The organism is Paraburkholderia sp. RL17-347-BIC-D, from assembly GCF_046027915.1.
GTDB lineage: Bacteria > Pseudomonadota > Gammaproteobacteria > Burkholderiales > Burkholderiaceae > Paraburkholderia.
On the sequence record NZ_JARESS010000010.1, the window covers coordinates 42,696 to 62,334 of the forward strand.

The window sequence follows — 19,639 nt, forward strand, 5'->3', positions numbered from 1 at the left end:
CGTGATGACGCGGCTTGCGGCTAACGCGCCTCATAGCGTCGGATAGCCGGCATAGCCGCGCACGCGCGTGATTGACCGGAAAGATGGAACATTTGACGTACGGCGAATTCCGTATGTCAGATAGGATACTTTGGCTTCCAGAATATCCGAGCCAGCACCCTGCCGTTACCCGCGTCAACTCACGAGGTGGAACCCATGAACGATCTCCTGGCATTCGCTGTCGACGCACATGGTGGGATGGAACGCTGGGATAGCTTCACGCGACTCTCCGCCGAACTGTCCGTCGACGGCGCCATCTGGCATGTCAAGCAACAGCCTGGACTGCTGGTCGACAAGCGTATCGACCTCACGACGCATACTGAGAAGCTGACCATTACCCCGTTCACGGCGCCCAATCTGCGCAGCGTGTTTGTGCCTGAGCGCCTGACGCTGGAAACGCTCGACGGCGCGGTCACCGAAACGCGCGAGCATCCGGAGGCCGCTTTTGCCGGTCAGACGCTCGAGACGCCGTGGGACAAATTTCACGTGGCGTACTTCGCCAGCGAAGCGCTCTGGACCTACCTGACTTCGCCTTTCCTCTACACCTATCCGGGTTTCGAAAGCGAGGAGATCGAGCCGTGGCATGAGAACGGCGAAACCTGGCGCCGTCTGAAGGTGACGTTTCCCGAACACATCGCGAGTCACACGCGTACGCAGATTACCCATTTCGGCACCGATGGACTGATGCGCCGCCATGACTACACCGTCGATATTCTCGGCGGCGCGACCGGCGCGAACTATGTCAGCGAATATCGCGAGTTCCAAGGTATCCAGATGCCGACGCGGCGTCGTATCTACGCCTATGACAGCGCGATGCAGAAGGTGCCGGAACCCTTGCTCGTTGCGCTCGACTTCGGCCATATCGAATTCCAGTAAGCCGCTTGCGGCAGGACGCAAGCGCCCGCAGCGCCATAAAAGGATCGGCGAACTCGATGTATGATCGGATCGCACCGCCCGCCGGTGCGGCTCGAGCGAGCCAATTCAACAGGGGTGGCCCTTGGACAAATTTCAGGCGATGCAGGCTTTTGTGCGCGTGGTGGAAACGGGAACGTTCACGAGAGCCTCCGAGACCCTGAACATCCCCAAGCCAACCGTCACCAGGCTCATTCAAACGCTCGAAGCGGAGTTGGACACCAAGCTGCTCAACCGCACCACCCGCAAGGTCAGCCCCACCGCCGACGGCACCGCTTACTACGAGCGTGCCGTGCGGCTGCTCAACGAACTCCAGGAACTCGAAGGCGTGATGGCGCGCTCGAAGAGCAATCCTCGCGGCCGTCTGCGCGTCGATTTTCCGGTGCCGGTCGGGCTCGGCCTCATCATCCCGGCGCTGCCCGATTTCGTCGCGCGCTACCCGGATATCAAGCTCGACTTCGGTGTCAGCGACCGGCCGCTCGATCTCGTGGCGGAAAACATCGATTGCGTCGTGCGCACCGGCAAGGTCACCGACCAGTCGCTGGTCGCGCGACGGCTCGGCGAAGTGCGCCAGGTGCTGTGCGCGACCCCGGACTACTGGAAACGGCATGACCGCCCCAAGCATCCCTCGGAGCTGGAACATGGGCACGTGGTGATCCAGATGGTCGCGGCGCGAACCGGACGGGCGTTCCCGATCGCGGTCACCAGAAACGGCGAGAAAGTCGACGTGACGCCCGAGCGCACGCTGACCGCGAACGATTCGACGGCCTGTCTCGCGATGGGCCTGTCCGGTCTGGGCGTCGTGCATGCGCTGACGTTTCTCGGCCGGATGCATTTCGAAAGCGGCGCACTGGAACCGGCATTTGCCGATTGGTGGGCCGACCCCATTCCCGTGTATGTGGCCTCGGCGCACCCGGAATCTACTCGGATGCGCAGATTCCCGGCTGGAAGACAATCACTGAGACCGTGCATGCAAAAGGCGGCCGCATTTTCCTGCAGTTGTTCCATGCGGGCCGCCAGTCGCATCGCGATATGCAACCGGATCGCGTACTGCCTGTCGGCCCGTCTGAAATCGAATCGGAAGGACTCGCCTACACTGCCAGCGGCTGGGTGCCGAGCACGCCGAATCGCGCGCTCACCGAAGCCGAAGTCGTAGCGCTGGTCGAAGACTTTCGCTCGGCAGCACAGCGCGGTTTGGAAGCGGGATTCGACGGCGTCGAAATTCACGGTGCGAACGGCTACATCATCGACCAGTTTCTGCATGACGGCAGCAACCAGCGTAACGACGCGTACGGCGGTTCGATCGAGAACCGCGCGCGCTTCCTGCTCGAAGTCACGCAGGCTGCGATCTCCGTTTGGGGCAGCGATCGCGTGGCCGTGCGCATCGGGCCCAGCGGCTCGTTCGGCGACATGTCGGATAGCGATCCTGTCGCGCTCTTCACGCATGTCGTGAAAGAACTCGACAAGCTCGATCTCGCCTACCTCCATCTGATCGAACCGCGCATAGCGGGCAACGCAGCCGACGAAAGCCGGGATCAGAATCCGATCGCCGCGCGCCGGTTCCGCCAGTCGTATCGCGGCACGATCATCGCGGCCGGTGGATTCGACGCCGACTCGGCGCAAGCGATTCTTGCCGAAGGCAGCGCCGACCTGGTGGCGTTCGGTCGTTACTTCATCTCCAACCCTGACTTGCCCGAACGTTTTCGCCACAAACTGCCGCTGAATGACTACGATCGCGACACGTTCTACGGCGGCACGGCTGTCGGCTACACCGACTACCCGTTCCACCGGACGCCTGAAGCGAGCCGTGAAGCGGCGCTGGAATTGGCCGCCTGATCACGGGTATGAGCACGGGCATGGGCACACGTCCCGCGCCGCTCGAACGCGCTCGCGCGTGCGGCGCGAGACGCGCTTCCGCCCCAGATGCACGACGCCGCCAAAGTTCGCTGACGCACGTACGCTGTTCACGCAGCCATGAGAGACTGATGACTAGCGTGCGTTCAAGCCTGTCGACGCCCGCAGTTTGGGCCGTCAGTCATGGAACCTCGTCCTTTCAGAGTGCTTGCCGCACTCCTCGTCTCAAGCGTCGGCTTCTGCCCGGCGGCCTCGCATGCCTACGCGCTCGACGACCAGTTCGACTGCCAGGCGCGTCCCCACGCGTTCATCACGAAACTCATCGACGACAAGTACATCGAGTCCAATCCCATGCGGGTCGACAAGAACTCCGTCAACGCGTTTCGTCCCGTGCACGGCAGCGACATGACCGTCTTCGGCTTTCGCGTCTACGCCGTGCTCGGCTACGAGCCGGACGACGGGATGTTCAAGAAAGGCCGCGGCCAGGCTCTCGCGGGCCCGTTATACGGCGTCGTGCTGTCCGCGCCGAGCGAGTCGGTCGAAACGCGCGTGCGCGCGGCCGGAAGCATCGCCAAGGTGCACTCGGTCATTCCGTTGCTGCTGACCGCGGTGATCTGCACCGATTGACGAAGGGCGGCCGGGCGTCGCGGTGCTATGCTTTTCGCTCCTCATCGCCCACGTCGCCAAGGACTTCACGCCCGATGCCCTCAACCGTGCGCAACTCGCTCATCTGGATCTTCGACGCGTTCGAGCGCGATCCGACTTACATCAGCAAGCGGATGTTCGGCAGCGACGCCGCTTATATCGACGGACTCTTGTGCCTGATCGCCGCGGATCGCGACAAGCCGTGGAATGGCCTGCTGGTGTGCACGTCACACGACCGACACGCCGCGCTGATCGAAGAAATACCGGCCTTGCGGCCGCATCCCGTGCTCGGCAAATGGCTCTACATACCGCAAGACGATCCGGCGTTTGAAACTGTCACCGAACGGCTGACGGCGCTGGTGCTCGCCCGCGATCCGCGCGTGGGCGTCGAGCCGAAGCCGCGAGAGCGCAGCAGAAAATCCAGGCTGCCGAAGGCGTAAAGCGTCGCGCCGCTCAAACGCTCCGCTCACCCGCGCGTTTGCGCCTGCCACCCGGCTCCACGGTTTGACTAAATTCACCACTGCCGGTGATGGTGCGGATCCATACCGTGGCAAAATCAGCGGCACCGCAGCAGGTGTCCAGGAGGCTTGTCATGGGCAACGAAACGCACGTCGAACACGAGACCGGCGCAGCCGGCGGGCCGGACACCCCACCGGACATTCCCGGCCAGATTGTCCTGGTCTTTCAGGGCGGCGGCGCCCTCGGCGCGTACCAGGCGGGCGTGTATCAGGCACTTCATGACGGCAAAGTCGAACCGCACTGGGTCATTGGCACGTCGATCGGCGCGATAAATGGCGCGATCATCGCCGGTAATCTGCCCGAGAACCGCATGGCGCGCTTGACCCAGTTCTGGAACGGCGTGGCGCGTCATGGCATCGAGGCGGCAAACTGGCTGCCGGGACTCGCAAACTGGCTGCGCGACCTCGCCACGGTCACCCAAGGCGTGCCGTCGTTTTTTACTCCACAGTTGCAATCCTGGGCGGGCATTCAGGCACGCGTCCGTTCCGGTCAGGCAGCTTTCTATTCAACCGGACCGCTGCGCGAAACCTTGTCCTCGCTAGTCGATTTCGACTACCTGAATCAGAAGGCGACGCGGCTGACAGTCGGCACAGTCAATGTCCGCAGCGGACGCATGCGCTACTTCACCAATCGCGACGCGCTGCTCGACGTCGAACACGTGATGGCCTCCGCCGCTTTTCCGCCCGGCTTCCCAGCGGTGCAACTGGAAGGCGAATCGTACTGGGACGGCGGCATCTATTCGAATACGCCGCTCGAAGCCGTGCTCGACGACCGCCCGCGGCGCGACTCGGTGATTTTTTCGGTGCAGTTATGGCCTTCGAGCGGTCCGGAACCCGAATCGATCTTGCAGGTCATGAGCCGGCAGCGCGACATTCAGTATTCGAGCCGCGCGGAAAGTCATCTCGATCGACAGAAGCAGATTCACCGCTTGCGCCACGTGATTCGTGAACTCGGACAGCATCTGCCCGAAGAGGTACGCGACGATCCGCAGGTGCGCGATCTCCTCGGCTGGGGTTGCGGCACCACGATGCGAGTGCTGGAACTCGACGCACCGGCATTCGATAACGATGACCTGAACAGGGATATCGATTTTTCGTCGGCGGGCATCAAGCGGCGCTGGCTTGCGGGTTACGAAGACACGGTCCGCTTGCTGAAGCGCGCGCCCTGGCGGGAATCACTGGACCCGATGGAAGGCCTCTCGGTCTTTCGCATGGCCTCGGCGGAAAGCCAAAAATAAGTCGCGTTGGCGCCGCCAGCAGCGACTAGCGACGCCGGGCGCGGCGTAAGCCTCGCGCGCCCAACCACCGCAAATCCCATTTGTACCTCGCACGCAAGACTGTTTGTCCATGGCGGGTGTTCGAGATCGGCGCCGATGGGCCTAGATTTCATACCCATCGGAGCCGCTGGCCCGATCAGCATTTGATCCCAAGTTACTTATCCGGAGATTTAGCCATGAACACGTCACAAAAAGTCGTCGTCGTTACGGGCGCATCGCAAGGCATCGGCGCCGAACTGGTCAACGCGTTTCGCAAGCTCGACTACCGCGTCGTCGCCACCGCACGTTCGGTCAAGCCCTCGGAAGATCCCAACGTCCTGACCGTGGCAGGCGATATCGGCGACCCGGCCACCGCGCAGCGCGTAATTGCCGAAGCCATCGCCCGCTTTGGCCGCATCGACACGCTCGTCAACAACGCCGGCATTTTCGTCGCCAAGCCCTTCACCAGCTATACGGCCGAAGACTACGCAAACGTCACCGCCGTGAACCTCAACGGCTTCTTTTTCATCACGCAACTCGCCATTGCCGAGATGGAAAAGAATGGCAGCGGCCACGTGGTCAGCATTTCGACGAGTCTCGTCGACCACGCTATCGACGGCGTACCCTCGGTGCTGGCCTCACTGACCAAAGGCGGCCTGAACGCGGCCACGAAGTCGCTGGCCATCGAATACGCGAAGAGAGGCATCCGCGCGAACGCCGTCTCGCCGGGCATCATCAAGTCGCCCATGCATGCGCAAGAAACCCATGCGGCGCTCGGCGGGCTGCATCCTGTCGGGCACATGGGCGAAATGAGCGATATCGTGGGCGCTGTCCTGTATCTGGATTCAGCGCCGTTCGTGACGGGCGAAATCCTGCACGTCGACGGCGGCCAGAGCGCGGGCCACTGATCACGCCAGGGCGCCGCTGATCGGCGCCTTCACGTCAACCGAGGATTACGGAGAACGCCATGCCTATCGTCACAATTCAGGTGACCCGCGAAGGTTCCAAACCCGGCAACGATGCTGTCACAGCCGACGAAAAAGCCCAACTCATCGCAGGCGTCAGTCAGGTGCTGCTGGACGTGCTGAACAAGCCGCTCGCAGCGACCTTCGTTGTCATCGAAGAAGTGGACACCGAGAACTGGGGCTGGGGCGGATTGCCGGTCGAGGCCTATCGCAAGCAGCTTGCCCAGAAGTCGGGTTGAGCGTCGGGCGGGGATCGCTCTACCCGTTGGCCTTCCAGTTTTTAGTTCGCGAACTGCCGCAGCTGCTCGATGCTCTGCTTCAGTTCGCGCTCCAGCTGGGCCATCAGTTCCGCCGCGGGCATCGACCTTGCCAGCGCGGCGGCCTGGCCTGCCCAATGCGCGCCGTAGCCGAACTCGCCTTTCGCCTTCGCTGCCGCATTCAGCGCCTTACCGGCGTCGTAGGCAATGGGATAGGCGGCCGGCCTGGGTGAATGCGGGTCGGCGCCGAGCGCCGTGAAGCTGTTCGCCATGCTTCTCGCCAGCCGCCCGGAGATCGCCGCCGTGAACGTCGTGCGGCGAGCCGCCTCGCCGAGCATCGCGCGACGATAACCCTCGTCGATCGACGTTTCCGGGCACGTCACAAAGGCCGTGCCAAGCTGCGCGGCCTGAGCGCCGAGCGCGAGCGCCGCCGCAATGCCGGCGCCGTCCATGATGCCGCCAGCGGCGATCACCGGCAGCCGGCATTCCCTGACCAGCAAACGCGTCAGGGCGAACGTGCCCAACCTGTCGTCGAATGCATCCGGGTCGAAGACACCGCGATGCCCGCCGGCCTCGATCCCTTGCGCCACGATCGCATCGACGCCGGCCGCTTCGACCTGCGCCGCTTCCTCCAGATTGGTCGCACTGGCAAGCAGCTTGATGCCCGCCTTCCTCAGTTCGGCGATGACATCGCCGGAAGGCAAGCCGAAGTGGAAACTGACGATCGCCGGCTTCTCCTCCAGAAAAACCGCCAGCATGGCGGGATCCGCAAGAAAGCTCGTGTAGATCTCCGACAGCTTGGCCGGCGGCGTTGCCCCATATTTTTCGAAGTGCGGCGCAAGCCAGCTCAACCATTGCTGCTCGAGCGTGGCGTCCGCTTGCGCAGGCTGATGGCAGAACACGTTGATGTTGAACGGCTTGCCCGTCAGTGCGCGCGTCTCCCTGATCACCTTGCGCGCGCCGTCAGCGTTCATCGCTCCGACGCCCAGCGAGCCGAGCCCGCCCGCATTGGAAACTGCCGCAGCCAGGGCGGGCGTCGTGACACCGGCCATGGGCGCCTGAATGATCGGTTTGTCGATGCCCAGCACGTGCAGCAAGGCGCGGTTGTCTGTCTGATTGCTCATGTCCCTTCCTCATCGAGTCTCACTACAATATAGTCCTGATATTCCGTATGTACCCTTGTTCCGCATCCAACGCGGCCGCGCCGCCGTTGCGTTCGCGTTGCGGCCGTTCCGGGCGGCATACTGCCCGGACAAGACAGCGCGATCAGGCACTTCGCCGAGAGACCATGCAGCGTCAATTTGAAGATGTCCTTCTGGGCAGTATCGAACTGTTCTGTCTCGCGGCCGAACTGGAGAGTTTCACCGAGGCCGCCAACGCCGCGAGCGTCACGCCGGCCGCCGTCAGTCGTACGGTCGCGCGTCTGGAAGAGCGCCTCGGCGTGCGATTGTTCGTGCGGACCACCCGACAGATCCGGCTAACCGATGCGGGACGACGCTACTTCGAACAATGTCGTCTGGCGCTGGCCCAGCTCGCCGAAGCCGAGCGCGAAGCGACCGGACAGCAAACCGCGCCGACCGGCGTGCTGCGCATCAGCATGCCGACGCCGTATGGACACTACCGCGTGCTTCCCCTGCTGGCCGAGTTTCGCAAGCGCTATCCGGGCGTGACGGTGGAAACGCATCTCAGCAATCGCAACATCGATTTTGGCGAAGAAGGCTTCGACCTGGCCATTCGCGGCGCGGCGCCCGGAGACTCCGGGCTGATCGCGCGCACGATCGAGGACGCGGAACTGGTGGTCATCGCTTCGCCGGCCTATCTGCGTGGCGCCGCCAAGCTGAAAACGCCGGACGACCTGATCCATCACGACTGTGTCCAGTACGCGTTGCCGAGCACCGGCCGCAATCTTCCGTGGCTGTTCAAATACGAAGGCGAAGTTGTCGAGACGATGACGAGCGGCGCTTGCACGTCATCGGGCGACGTGCTTGCCGGGGCGACGCTCGCGCGTCACGGTGCGGGTATTTTTCAAACCTACCGGTTCATTGTCGAGAAAGACCTTGCTGAGGGAACGCTCAAGGAATTGCTCATTCCCTATGGCGGTTGCTCGCGGCCGTTCGTGCTGCTTTATCCGCATGCGCGGCATCTGTCCTCGCGCGTGCGCAGTTTCGTCGACTTCCTGATGGAAAAGCTGGGGTCGTAGGCTTGCGGACGGTCGCGCGACGCTCTCCACAACGGCCCGTCACAAGCGCAGCGGGAAGATGAACTTCGCCGCCAGCAGTCCAAGCACGCCGCCGAGGAGCGTCTCCCAGGCGCGCGCGCCAAGAATCGAAATGGAGTGCACGCCGCCGATCGCCAGCGTCACGATCAGCGTGAAGGCGAACGCTCCGCAAGCGATGTCGTAGCGATCGGGCAACGTCATCGCGTAGACGATCATGGCGGCCGCGACGGCGGCCCAGGCGAGCAGCGGCGCGTGCTCGACGAGCGGCAGGCAGGCTAAACCCACCGGAACGCCGATCAACGTACCGATGATCCGTCGGCGCACCCGTTCCGCCGTGCCGCTCGCGGAGCCCGCAACCACGTAGGTGCTTGCCGTGATCGCCCAGGCGGACTCCTTGAGTCCGATCGTCTCGTTCAAGACAACGACGACCAGCGCGCCGCTTGCCGCCTGCAGGCCCATGATGAGTTCAGCGGAAAGTATCCAGCGATCCGGCACGTTGACAGGCGAAAGCACCGTCATGGCGGGACGCTCCGCCGGGCCGCTGAGCAGCCGTGGAACGATGCACGCGATAATCGCGATCAGTCCCGCCACTCCGACCGCCGGCAGATCGACCGTCGTCAGATGGACGTTGTAAGCCAGCAATTGGCCGATGTATATCTGGGAGCCCATTCCCGCACCCAGAATGCCGAAGCGCTTGAGATAGCCGACCAGAAAGGCGCCTGTGACGAGCGTCAGTTCCGGGCCCGATTTGCCGATCGACTGCAGGAGCGGGGCGAATGCGATGAACATGGCCGCGCCGAGCACGGCGGCGGCACACAGGAGTGCCAGGTCGCGGCTGGATTCGGGCCGCGAGACGCGCGCTTCCGAGACGCTGGCCCACAGCGCGAAGTTGCCGGCCAGCGAGGCGACGAGCGTCGCGCCGGGCAAACCATGCGTGATGTCCTGCAACGTCCCGAGCGCAGCGGCGATGCCGTAGGCGGTGATAAGCCGCAGTCCCTTGATCCGGCGATGCGTGCCGGGATCCATCTGCTCAAGCCAAATCGTCGCTCTTCTTAGGACGCCACGCCCGTCCTCGCCCGTGGGTTCGCCTTGAATGCCATCGCTCGCCGCGCGGTTTTGCGCGTCGGCGCTGATCTCTTTCTTGTCGTTCTCCGGGATCGTCGTTCGCTTCACGGCGTTGGGCGCGTCGGATTGGGCTACCCGTAGTCTAGTTGATCGGAACGGCGCGGACCGGTCGGAAATCGTGGTCAGCGGCTTGTTTCGCCAACCCGGTTAAGACAACCGCTTCCTGACGGCCATCGACTAATCGCGGCTTTTGCTATCAAAAATCGTATGCGATTTAATCTCATGCGCTTGACAAGGCCAAACTTCTCCCTCATTATGCGACGCATGCGATCGCATCGCATGCGATTTAAAGCGATTAGACACCCTCTCTCTTTCAAGGAATTCATCATGACCAAGATCGAAACCGTCCTGCTCACCGGCAAAACCCACACGAAGTTCAGCGGCCGCGGCGGCCGCGTCGACCTCAATCTGTCGACGGCCAAAGGCGCCGGCGACGACATCTCGTTCCCGGCCGTCCAGGCGCATCCGACCGCGGAGCAGTTGTTCGCGGGCGCCTGGTCGGCCTGTTACATCTCCGCGATCGGCCTCGTGGCTCAGGCGAAAAAGGTGACGCTTCCGGCCGATCTGTCGGTGGATATCGAGGTGGATCTGGGCATGACCGGCGACGCCTACTTCCTCCAGGCCCGCTTCGACGTCAGCGTGCCGGGCGTGGCACGCGAAGTCGCCGAGGCCCTCGCGCACGAAGCGCACGAAATCTGCCCGTATTCGAAAGCAACGCGCGGAAACATCGACGTCGTGGTCAACGTGGTCTGATCCTTTTCCATCACTGAATCGGCTTTTCGGGGCGCGATCCGGCAAGGCTCGCACCTCTTACCAAACATCTTTTAAGCGGAGTTCCATCATGAAAACCAAACTCGTTGCTGCATTGCTCGTCGCACTTTCTGCTTCCGCCGCCGCGCCCGCATTCGCCAGCGGCTATGGTCCGGCCCCCTTCTATCGCCCTTCGGTCGGCGCCCCGGCGTCGCAACGCGGGCAGAGCGCGCAAACCGTCGCGGCGAGTGCCGACGACGCAGCCAACTCGCAGGCGGCGTATGGCGGTGTCGTCTCCGGCCACTCCGAGTCCGCGAGCCGCGCCGCCGTCGCGCTTCACGACAATCTTTACGCACGTCACTAAAGCGCGCCGCCGGCCGCCGCACGCAGCGCGGCCGGTTAGCTTGCCAATGCCAGGTCGGCACGAAGGGCTTTGCCTGCCGGCCGACTGGCCGTGCCGATCTCTGGCATGCTTGCGGGACCGCATCCGAAAAACGGCGAGCCAACCACTGACGAAAAGGATTGGATTGAAATGACGACGCAAACCGAAACCGCCATCCTGGCCGGCGGCTGCTTCTGGGGCATGCAAGACCTGCTGCGGCGCTATCCCGGCGTGCTGTCCACGCGCGTGGGCTACACGGGCGGCGACGTGCCCAACGCCACTTACCGCAACCACGGCACGCACGCAGAGGCGCTCGAAATCGTGTTCGACCCGCGCCAGATCAGCTATCGCAAGATCCTGGAGTTTTTCTTCCAGATCCACGATCCGACGACGAAGAACCGCCAGGGCAACGACATCGGCATGAGCTACCGCTCGGCCATCTTCTATCTCGACGATGAGCAGAAGCGAGTGGCCGAGCACACCATCGCCGACGTCGAGGCATCGGATCTCTGGCCTGGCAAGGTCGTCACCGAGATCGTTCCCGCCGGCCCGTTCTGGGAAGCCGAGCCGGAACATCAGGACTATCTGGAGCGCATTCCCGACGGATACACGTGCCACTTCGTCCGCCCGAACTGGAAGCTGCCCGAGCGCGGCTGAAGGTTAAATCAAGCGCCGACGATGAAGCAACGCCGTGGCGCAAAGAAGAAGAAGCCCGCGGACATCGTTCGCGGGCTTCTTCGTTTTGAAAGGCGCTTGATGCGCGCACGGATCGCGTGATCCGCCGCTCATTCCCCGTTCTGAACCGCTTTGACGAGATTGTTGCGCAGCGTCACGATCGCCTTCTGCACTTTCGAGAACTCGTCCGGCGCGAGGCCGGTTGCTTCGACGAGGTCCATGTTCAGGCCTTTTTCGCGCAACCGCCGACCGCTTTTCGTCAAGCCGACCCGCACCTGACGCTCGTCTTCGGGGTCCCGCTGCCGTTCCACATATCCCGCCGCCTCCAGCTTCTTCAGGATCGGCGTGAGCGTGTTGGACTCCAGGAACAGTTTCTCGCCCAGACTGCTGACGGTCTGGTTGTCCTCCTCCCACAGCGCAATGATCGTGATGTATTGCGTATAGGTGAGCCCAAGCTCTTCGAGAATCCGCTTGTATGCCTTGCCGAACGCCAGGTTCGCGGAATAGACCGCAAAGCACAGGAAGTCGGAGAGCTTCACATCCGCGGAAGCTGGTTGGTCGGTCGATTTCATCTGCGTCCTCGTTGGGTAGAGGCTAACGCCTCGCTAACGGCATTATACATCGCATGCGATTTTATCGTAATCGTGTCAAATCTGCCGGGTTGGCGGACGAGCACTGACGATCGGCTTCACCGGCCTCTTCGGCACGAGTAAGCTACCAGCGCAGACAATCACGACCTCGAATCGGCCGCTGCGCCGAGGATTTGAAGGTCCGCACGAATTTCCCTGGGAGAGCGTCTTGAAGCGGATCGTGGTGATCGGCGCAGGCTTCGCCGGACTCTGGAGCGCGGTGGGCGCGGCGCGCAAACTCGACGAACTGCGCGTTCCCGCCGATCAGGTGGAGGTGGTCGTCATCAACGGCACGCCGTACCACAGTATTCGGGTGCGGAATTACGAACAGAATCTGGACGAGACGCGCGTGCCGCTAGCCGATGTGCTCGAGCCGATCGGCGTGCGGCTCGTCGAAGGCACGGTATCCGGCATCGATGCGGCGAACGGCGGCATCACGCTTCAGACCCAAGGACAGACGCAAACACTGGCTTACGACCGGCTCGTCATCGCGGCGGGCAGCCAACTCGTCCACCCCGATATTCCCGGTTTGACCGAGCACGCGTTCGACGTCGATACGTTCTCTGGCGCAACGAAACTCGCCGCGCATCTGCGCGGCTTGCCGTCGCTCGCGAGCGCGGCGAGTGCGGCGAGTGCGGCGAGTGCGTTTACGGCCGTGGTGGTCGGCGCCGGTTTGACCGGAATCGAACTGGCGGCCGAACTGCCGGTGCGGCTGCGCGGCATCGCGGGCGACGCGCATCGCGACGCCGTGCATGTCGTGCTGGCCGATCGCTCGGCGAAGATCGGCCAGGCCATGGGCGGCGCGCAGCCTGTCATCGAGCACGCAATGGATGCCCTCGGCGTCGAGATGCTCGCCGGCGTGTCCTTGCAGTCAGTGGACGCCGACGGCGTCGAGCTCACGAATGGCCGGCGCATTGAAGCGGCCACGGTGATCTGGTGCGGCGGCATGCGCGCGAACGCGCTGACCGCGCAAATCCCCGTGACACTCGATCCGCTCGGACGCCTTCCAGTGGATGCGTTCATGCGCGTGGAAAACGTAGCGCATGTATTCGCTGCCGGCGATTGCGCGCGCGTGTTGATCGACGGCGCGCGTCCATCCGTCATGTCATGCCAGCACAGCCGGCCGATGGGACGCTATGCCGGTCACAACGTCGTCTGCGATCTGTTCGGCGGCGAGATGCTGCCGCTTCATATCGACTGGTACACGACCATTCTCGATCTCGGTCCCTGGGGCGCCGTATACACGGAGGGTTGGGACCGGCATCTCGTGTCCGAAGGCGACGCCGCCAAGACGACGAAGCAAACCATCAACTGCGTACGCATCTACCCGCCGCGCACTCGCGTTCGGGACGACATCCTGCAAGCTGCCGCGCCCGTCGTGCAGACCCCGCCGCCGACAGCCGCGGCCCGATAAACACGCGGAGTTCACGAAACCACGCAAATCGATCCGGTTGTCAGAAAGAGGAAAAAATGAAAACAGCTCTGCTGACGAAATGTGGATCGGTCCGTCCGCTATCGGCGATCCTATGCGGCTGCATGGCCATGTGGTCTGCCATCACGTTTGCGCACTCCATCCAGCCTGGCGCACCCTATCCGGTCGGGATGAAACAACTCGAATACGTCGACACGGCGCAAGGCAACCGACACCTCGCGCTCACGCTGTTCTATCCCGCCGTGCCTGCCAGTTCCGCCATGCCGACGCGCATGGTTTTCTTCACCAACCTGCATCTCTACAAGAACGCCGATATCGTCTCCGACAGGATAAAGCGTCCGCTCGTCATGTTCTCCCACGGGCATGGCAGCAATGGACTTTACTATGCCTGGTTTGCGCAGTATCTGGCGTCGCGCGGCTATATCGTGGCCACGCTGTATCACTACCGCGCCAACACCTACGACGCCACGATCATGTACACGCGGAGCAAACTCTGGCAGCGCCCAGTCGACATCAGCAAGGACATCACTTTCCTTCTGAACGACAAACGCTGGGGACCGCATATCGATCCGGATCGGATCGGCGTTGCCGGCCATTCGCAGGGCGGCTTCACGTCGCTCTGGATTGGCGGCGCGATGGTCAATCCGGACAAGTACCTCGCCTATCAGCGGGCCTGGAAGAACAACGAGCTGGTGCCGGCATCGCTGCGCAAGGAGTTGCCGCTCGATGCCGGGCCGGCGCGCAAGGTGTACGACCGCCGCGTCAAGGCGGTCGTCGCGATGGCACCCGGCGACTTACAGGGTTTCGGCATGGACGAGCAAAGCGTGGCGCAGTTGAAGGTGCCCGCTTATATCATCGTGGGTGCGAGGGACACGCAGGCCCCGCCCAAAGAGAATGCCGAGTTCGCCGCGAAATACGCGCCGCACACGCAACTGGATGTGATGCCGGGCCTCGTCGATCATGAAATCTTCGCCAACGAATGTGATCAGTACGGCCGGGACACGTGGCCGGAAATGTGTATCGATGCGCCCGGCGTGGATCGCACCGAACTGCACGAGTACATTGGAAATGCGGCGCTGAAGTTCTTCGACACCAATCTGAATGTGACGCGCAGCCCGCAAAACTAATCTGATGGCTCAACGTTCAAGCCGTGCCGTCGGATTCAAGCTGCGCTTCGATGGCCGCCTTATCGATCACTGACCACACCTGCTCGATCTTTCCATTGCGGAATTGATAGAACACGTTCTCCGTGAAGGAAACGCGCTTTCCGTTGACGGCGAGGCCGAGGAACGCGCCCTTTGGCGTACAGACGAAGCCGAGCCGGCTGGCTATATAAGGCGGATCGGAAATCAACAACTGAATGTCGAAATGAAGGTCCGGAATTTCACGGAAGTCTCTCTCCAGCATCTCGCGATAACCGGATAAGCCGATGCGCTGACCGTTGTAGTGCGCGTCGTCGTCGACGAACTGGCCGAGATTCGGCCAGTCCTGTTTGTTCAGGCAGGCAATGTAATTCCGGTAGAGGTTGGAGAGATCGGTCGTGTCCACGGCAATTGCTCCGTCCTTGTACGAGGTCCGTGCTGCGAGCCTAACGCATCCAGCGGCACGACGTCAGGCCGCCGCACCAACTTGCGCCCGTTGCGTACCAACCGCCTCCAGCACCGCCTGCGCGACCCGCTCGACGCTCGGCCAGTTCCGTGCGTGTTCACCCGCGACATACTGCTCGGGCGACACGCTGCGATACGGCGGCGGATAACCCCAGATGGCGTCGTGCCGGTCGGGTTTGGTCACGCTCCCGCCGATCACCGCGACGGTAGGACGACGAAACGCTGCCGCGACGTGCATCAGCATCGACGAGTTCGTCAGCACGACGCCGGCCCCTTCGGTGAGGGCGAACATGATGCGCATCGGCACTTCGCCCGCCAGCGAGCGGACCGGCACGTCCGGCCCCGCCGCTGCGATCGCCTCGGCTGCGCGCAACTGATCCGCCTTGCTGCCGACGACCACGATATCGCACGCGTCGCCGGCTTTTTCCAGTGTCTGTGCGATCTGCGCGAGCGCGGCGCCGACCTGGCGTGCGTCCCACGCCTTGGTGGGAACACCGGCCCCGACGCCGACGATCAACCGCACGGTTCGGCGCCCCGGCACGCCGCCCGCATTCCAGATTTGCGCGGCTGTTGCACGCTCGACGTCGGTCAGGAACAGTTGCGGGCGCGCTTCCGGCAGCGCCGTCGCGCCGAGCAGTTCGCCCTGCGCGAGCGCCGCGCGTCCGCATTGGCGGACAGCGAATTCGATAAACGCCTGACACCCGCTCCAGCCGCCGCGATAACCGCGCACGCCGATGCGATAGCGCACGCCCGTGCGCATCATCAGCAGCGCGCCCATATAGCTGCCGAGCACGTCGATACCGACATCAAAGCCGCCCCGCGCGCGCAGTGCGGCGACCTGCGGAGACTTCCACAGAAAACGCAACACGTTGCCGTGCGAGCGGTCCTCGACCAGCTTGTTGTTCCAGGGCGCGTCGATCTCCACGATCTCGTCGACGAAGGGATTGTTCTCGAGTATCGGACGCCCCCAACTGCCCACACCGGCGATCAGGCGCGTCGTCGGAAAGCGTTTGCGCAGCGCCTCGAAGAGCGGCGTGGTGGTAAGCAGTTCGCCGAAATCGTTCGGACGCAGCACCAGAATCTCGCGCGGCGTGTCACGATTCGGATCGAACCGTGGCGGGTAGAAACGGGCCATCAACCAGACCGGCGTTTCGATCAGCAGACTTTTCCAACCCATTGCTTCTCCAATGCGGCAGGTGGTGATCGCCGTCACCGTGCATCGGTTCGCGCGGCAGGCGGCCCGGGCGCGCAGGGCGCAAGTGTGCCGCAGGCGCCGCCCGGATATCGCTTTCGATTGTGCATGGTTGCCGCAGCGCGCTCTGTGGCCGGGCGTACAGAGCCGTGCGCTGCGCATGCGTGCGCTGCGTAAAATTCCCGCCGGTCGAATCTTGCCGCGTCGCCAGCGAATACCGCCGGGGACGCCGCCCGGTTCTGGGCCTCGCTCTCAGCAGGTCTCGACCGCGCGGCGGTTTGCTGCACGGCCCGCGAACACCAGTATCAAGCCCGCCGCGGCCAGCACCGCGCCGGCAATCGGTACGGCCGTGTAGCCCAATCCCGCCGAAATCACCGCGCCGCCGGCAGCGGCGCCCAGCGCATTGCCGAGATTGAACGCCCCCACATTGACCGACGACGCCAGCCCCGGCGCGTCGGCCGCCGCGTGCATCACGCGAATCTGGACCGGCGGCACGATCGCGAACGTGGCCGCGCCCCACACGAGCATGCCGATCAACGCCCCCACGTGGCTGGTGAGAACGAACGGCAGCGCCACCATGATGACCGCCAGCGCGCCGAGAAACAGCTTGGTGCTGCCGTCGAGCGACCAGTCGGCGAGCCGTCCGCCCAGGCCGTTGCCGATCGTGAAGCCGATGCCGATCAGCACCAGCGCAATCGTGACGAAACCGGCGGAGGCGCCCGTCATATTCTCGAGCACCGGCGCCACATAGGTGTAAAGCGTGAACATCGCGCCGGCGCCCATGACCGTGGTGGCCATCGCCATCAGCACGTCAGGACGGACCAGCACGCGCAACTCGCGGCGAATGTCCGGCATCTTGCCTGCGTCGCCTCGAGGCAACGCGACGGCCAATGCGGCAATCGCCAGCACACCGAGCCCGGCGGTGCCGGCGAACGCCATGCGCCAGCCGATCTGCTGACCGATCCAGGTCGCCGCCGGCACGCCGCCGATGTTGGCGATCGTCAGGCCCATGAACATGGTGGCGACCGCGCTCGCGCGCTTCTCACGCGGCACGAGATTCGCCGCGACCACCGAGCCGATGCCGAAGAACGCGCCGTGGTTCAGGCTCGTCACGAGGCGCGCGGCGAGCAGCGTCCAGTAGCCCGGCGCCATCGCCGAGAGCAGATTGCCGATGACGAAGATCGACATGAGCGCGATCAGCGCTTTCTTCGCGCGCAGCCTGCCGAAGGCGAGCGTCATCAATGGCGCGCCCAGCATGACACCGAGCGCATAGGCGCTGATCAGCAGGCCCGCGGCCGGAATGGAAACGCCCACGCCGTTCGCGATCACCGGCAACAAACCCATTGGCGCGAATTCCGTGGTGCCGATGCCGAATGCGCCGACAGCCAGGGCCAGCAATGCCCAGGTTGATTTCATGCCTTTTCTCCGTCCAGATATCACAAGCGGAGAATTGTCGGCTAACGGGCGGCCGACAAACAGCCCTGCCGCAGCAATTGAATCTTGATCGCGAGGCACGAATGACGATTCATGCCGGAGTCCGGGCACGTCACGTGCTTCCTCATACCAACGTACGAAGCTGACTGTTGAACAGTCATCAAGGAGCCGAAAATGAAAGCAAAAACTCTGATCTGCGCGACCGCACTCGCCGCGATCTGCGCCTCACAAGGCGCCTACGCGCAGATTGCCGGACTGCAACCGCTCGGTGGCACGGTCGAGCAAACCAATGCGCTGCTGAAGGGCTGGAGCGTGCGGCGCGCCCTTGTCGACCAGCCGGTCTACAACGATCTGAACGACAAGATCGGCAGCATCTATGACGTGATCATTTCGCCGGACCGTAAGGCGACGTATGCGATTGTGTCGGTGGGCGGCTTCCTCGGCATGGGCAAGCACTATGTGGCGATCCCGGTCGATCACTTCGAGATCCGCGACGGCAACCTGTTCCTCGCCGGCGCGACGAAGGATGCGCTGAAGTCGGTGCCTGAGTTCGAGTACAACAAGCTCGAAAAAGCGACCAAGCCGCATAAGGTCAAAGTGGAATAACCGGAGTGGCAAGCCGTGATGCGAGAGTGAGACGGCTCACGCTCGCACCGGCCATGCGACGGCTCGCGTTCAGTGATTCGCGGCCGTGACGAGTTGCAGCGGTGTTTCGATCACGCTCGACAATTCACTCTGCTTCTTCTGTTCGGTGACCGCCTTCAACGCGACATCGACGCCGAACACAGCTTGCCGCGCGGCAAACTGATTGATCGTGGCGAGCACGCGGCCATCGGCGATCAACGGCTTGATCGCATCGATATCGTTGTAGCCGGTGACGTAGACGCCGCCGGTTCTGCCCGCATCGCGGACCGCGTCGACCGCGCCCATCGCCATATTGTCGTTGCCGCACAGCAGTCCGCGGATCTGCGGATGTTCGCTGAGCATCTTCGAAGCGGCGTCGCGGCCCTTCCCATACTCCCAATCGCCGGCCTGAACGGCGACGATATTGATGCCCGCCGCGTTCATCGCATCCCTGCAGCCGTCCGTACGTTGCTGTGCATTGCGATCGGCTGAACTGCCCTCGATGATGCCCACCTGATCGCCCGCCTTGAGCCGCTGCGCCAGATAATTGCCCACCTGCTGCGCGCCCTTGCGATTGTTCGGACCGACGAACGGCACGGAAATGCCGGCCGCGTCCTGAAACGCCTCGTCGAGCGGATTGTCGATCGCGACCATGATGGTGCCCGCCTTGATCGCACGCGCGACGACCGCCGTTAGCGCCTTCGAATCGGTCGGCGCGATCACGATCGCGTTCATCTTCGCCTTGATCATGTCCTCGACCATGCGGATCTGCCCGGCCGTGTCACTTTCGGTGGCCGTGCCGCGCACCGTCAAATCGAATTGCGATGCGTAATGCTGCTGATAGTTCTGCGCGGCGTTCGCCATCGCCACCGTGAACGGATCGCTCAGGGACTTCAGCACGAGCGCGATCTTGAGCTTGCTGCCCGGCGTCACCGCTGCATCCGCCGCGCCGCTGATGCCGGCCGCGGCCAGCGCGCCGGCAAACACCACGCGGCGGCGCATCCCCCAGGAGGACGTCCTTCGGGGCGTCTTCTGCATCATCGAATCTCTCCTTCTGGACTTCTGGACCGGGCTGACGAATCGCTGCGCTGCACTCGGATGAAAAACTGCCGTGGCTCTGCCTGC

General features: G+C 63.4%; 21 protein-coding genes and 1 pseudogene. 15 read left to right on the top strand and 7 right to left on the bottom strand.

Features of this window, described 5'->3' with window-relative positions; all coding sequences use genetic code 11:
• Positions 1 to 195 precede the first annotated feature (195 nt).
• From P0D96_RS15705 to P0D96_RS15740, 8 genes and pseudogenes are all read left to right on the top strand, one after another.
• Positions 196 to 915 carry a hypothetical protein gene (locus tag P0D96_RS15705; protein WP_408283728.1) on the top strand — a complete coding sequence of 240 codons (720 nt, stop codon included), beginning with the start codon at positions 196 to 198 and terminating at the stop codon, positions 913 to 915.
• 139 nt (positions 916 to 1,054) lie between these two features.
• Positions 1,055 to 1,807: pseudogene (locus P0D96_RS15710) on the top strand (LysR substrate-binding domain-containing protein); the annotation flags it as partial.
• Positions 1,808 to 1,917: 110 nt separating this feature from the next.
• Positions 1,918 to 2,787 carry an alkene reductase gene (locus tag P0D96_RS15715; protein ID WP_408314195.1) on the top strand — a complete coding sequence of 290 codons (870 nt, stop codon included), beginning with the start codon at positions 1,918 to 1,920 and terminating at the stop codon, positions 2,785 to 2,787.
• A 201-nt stretch (positions 2,788 to 2,988) separates the two neighbouring features.
• Positions 2,989 to 3,432: a hypothetical protein gene (locus P0D96_RS15720; RefSeq protein WP_408314197.1), complete on the top strand. Its 444-nt coding sequence runs from the start codon at positions 2,989 to 2,991 to the stop codon at positions 3,430 to 3,432.
• Positions 3,433 to 3,506: 74 nt separating this feature from the next.
• A complete protein-coding gene (locus P0D96_RS15725) occupies positions 3,507 to 3,890 on the top strand; it encodes a hypothetical protein (protein ID WP_408314199.1) in 384 nt (127 codons plus the stop codon).
• 152 nt (positions 3,891 to 4,042) lie between these two features.
• Entirely contained in the window at positions 4,043 to 5,206 is a 1,164-nt protein-coding gene (locus P0D96_RS15730; protein WP_408283733.1) for a patatin-like phospholipase family protein, read from the top strand.
• Between the two features lie 215 nt (positions 5,207 to 5,421).
• The gene (locus P0D96_RS15735; protein WP_408180257.1) at positions 5,422 to 6,132 is read left to right on the top strand and encodes an SDR family NAD(P)-dependent oxidoreductase; all 711 of its coding nucleotides are present in this window, start codon (positions 5,422 to 5,424) and stop codon (positions 6,130 to 6,132) included.
• 59 nt (positions 6,133 to 6,191) lie between these two features.
• On the top strand, positions 6,192 to 6,428 hold the full coding sequence (locus P0D96_RS15740; RefSeq protein ID WP_408314201.1) for a tautomerase family protein: 237 nt from the start codon (positions 6,192 to 6,194) through the stop codon (positions 6,426 to 6,428).
• Between the two features lie 41 nt (positions 6,429 to 6,469).
• On the opposite strand, the gene P0D96_RS15745 is transcribed toward P0D96_RS15740, so the two are convergent.
• Positions 6,470 to 7,570, bottom strand: coding sequence for an NAD(P)H-dependent flavin oxidoreductase (locus P0D96_RS15745; RefSeq protein ID WP_408314203.1), 1,101 nt, complete (start codon positions 7,568 to 7,570; stop codon positions 6,470 to 6,472).
• Between the two features lie 164 nt (positions 7,571 to 7,734).
• Here P0D96_RS15745 and P0D96_RS15750 point away from each other — a divergent pair, with 164 nt between their 5' ends.
• Positions 7,735 to 8,646 carry a LysR family transcriptional regulator gene (locus P0D96_RS15750; protein WP_408180255.1) on the top strand — a complete coding sequence of 304 codons (912 nt, stop codon included), beginning with the start codon at positions 7,735 to 7,737 and terminating at the stop codon, positions 8,644 to 8,646.
• A gap of 39 nt (positions 8,647 to 8,685) precedes the next feature.
• Here P0D96_RS15750 and P0D96_RS15755 read toward each other — a convergent pair whose 3' ends face one another.
• On the bottom strand, positions 8,686 to 9,690 hold the full coding sequence (locus P0D96_RS15755; RefSeq protein ID WP_408283995.1) for an FUSC family protein: 1,005 nt from the start codon (positions 9,688 to 9,690) through the stop codon (positions 8,686 to 8,688).
• 426 nt (positions 9,691 to 10,116) lie between these two features.
• Between P0D96_RS15755 and P0D96_RS15760 the strand changes: the two genes are divergently transcribed.
• From P0D96_RS15760 to msrA, 3 genes are all read left to right on the top strand, one after another.
• Positions 10,117 to 10,542, top strand: coding sequence for an Ohr family peroxiredoxin (locus P0D96_RS15760; protein WP_408180254.1), 426 nt, complete (start codon positions 10,117 to 10,119; stop codon positions 10,540 to 10,542).
• Between the two features lie 88 nt (positions 10,543 to 10,630).
• Positions 10,631 to 10,903 carry a hypothetical protein gene (locus P0D96_RS15765; protein WP_408314205.1) on the top strand — a complete coding sequence of 91 codons (273 nt, stop codon included), beginning with the start codon at positions 10,631 to 10,633 and terminating at the stop codon, positions 10,901 to 10,903.
• Positions 10,904 to 11,071: 168 nt separating this feature from the next.
• Positions 11,072 to 11,578, top strand: coding sequence for a peptide-methionine (S)-S-oxide reductase MsrA (gene msrA / locus P0D96_RS15770; RefSeq protein ID WP_408180252.1), 507 nt, complete (start codon positions 11,072 to 11,074; stop codon positions 11,576 to 11,578).
• 128 nt (positions 11,579 to 11,706) lie between these two features.
• Here msrA and P0D96_RS15775 read toward each other — a convergent pair whose 3' ends face one another.
• Positions 11,707 to 12,168: a MarR family winged helix-turn-helix transcriptional regulator gene (locus tag P0D96_RS15775; protein WP_408314207.1), complete on the bottom strand. Its 462-nt coding sequence runs from the start codon at positions 12,166 to 12,168 to the stop codon at positions 11,707 to 11,709.
• A gap of 226 nt (positions 12,169 to 12,394) precedes the next feature.
• Here P0D96_RS15775 and P0D96_RS15780 point away from each other — a divergent pair, with 226 nt between their 5' ends.
• A complete protein-coding gene (locus P0D96_RS15780; protein WP_408314209.1) occupies positions 12,395 to 13,639 on the top strand; it encodes an NAD(P)/FAD-dependent oxidoreductase in 1,245 nt (414 codons plus the stop codon).
• A 56-nt stretch (positions 13,640 to 13,695) separates the two neighbouring features.
• Positions 13,696 to 14,784, top strand: a complete 1,089-nt coding sequence (locus tag P0D96_RS15785; RefSeq protein WP_408314210.1) for an alpha/beta hydrolase family protein — start codon at positions 13,696 to 13,698, stop codon at positions 14,782 to 14,784.
• Between the two features lie 16 nt (positions 14,785 to 14,800).
• On the opposite strand, the gene P0D96_RS15790 is transcribed toward P0D96_RS15785, so the two are convergent.
• The 3 genes from P0D96_RS15790 to P0D96_RS15800 form a co-directional block, all read right to left on the bottom strand.
• Positions 14,801 to 15,205, bottom strand: coding sequence for an ester cyclase (locus tag P0D96_RS15790; protein WP_408180249.1), 405 nt, complete (start codon positions 15,203 to 15,205; stop codon positions 14,801 to 14,803).
• A gap of 63 nt (positions 15,206 to 15,268) precedes the next feature.
• Positions 15,269 to 16,441 carry a glycosyltransferase family 9 protein gene (locus P0D96_RS15795; protein ID WP_408314212.1) on the bottom strand — a complete coding sequence of 391 codons (1,173 nt, stop codon included), beginning with the start codon at positions 16,439 to 16,441 and terminating at the stop codon, positions 15,269 to 15,271.
• A 267-nt stretch (positions 16,442 to 16,708) separates the two neighbouring features.
• Positions 16,709 to 17,872 (bottom strand): MFS transporter, encoded by a 1,164-nt coding sequence (locus P0D96_RS15800; protein WP_408314214.1) that lies wholly within the window; start codon positions 17,870 to 17,872, stop codon positions 16,709 to 16,711.
• Positions 17,873 to 18,064: 192 nt separating this feature from the next.
• Here P0D96_RS15800 and P0D96_RS15805 point away from each other — a divergent pair, with 192 nt between their 5' ends.
• The gene (locus tag P0D96_RS15805; RefSeq protein WP_408314215.1) at positions 18,065 to 18,496 is read left to right on the top strand and encodes a PRC-barrel domain-containing protein; all 432 of its coding nucleotides are present in this window, start codon (positions 18,065 to 18,067) and stop codon (positions 18,494 to 18,496) included.
• Positions 18,497 to 18,565: 69 nt separating this feature from the next.
• On the opposite strand, the gene P0D96_RS15810 is transcribed toward P0D96_RS15805, so the two are convergent.
• Positions 18,566 to 19,555, bottom strand: a complete 990-nt coding sequence (locus P0D96_RS15810; protein WP_408314216.1) for a substrate-binding domain-containing protein — start codon at positions 19,553 to 19,555, stop codon at positions 18,566 to 18,568.
• Positions 19,556 to 19,639: the final 84 nt, after the last annotated feature.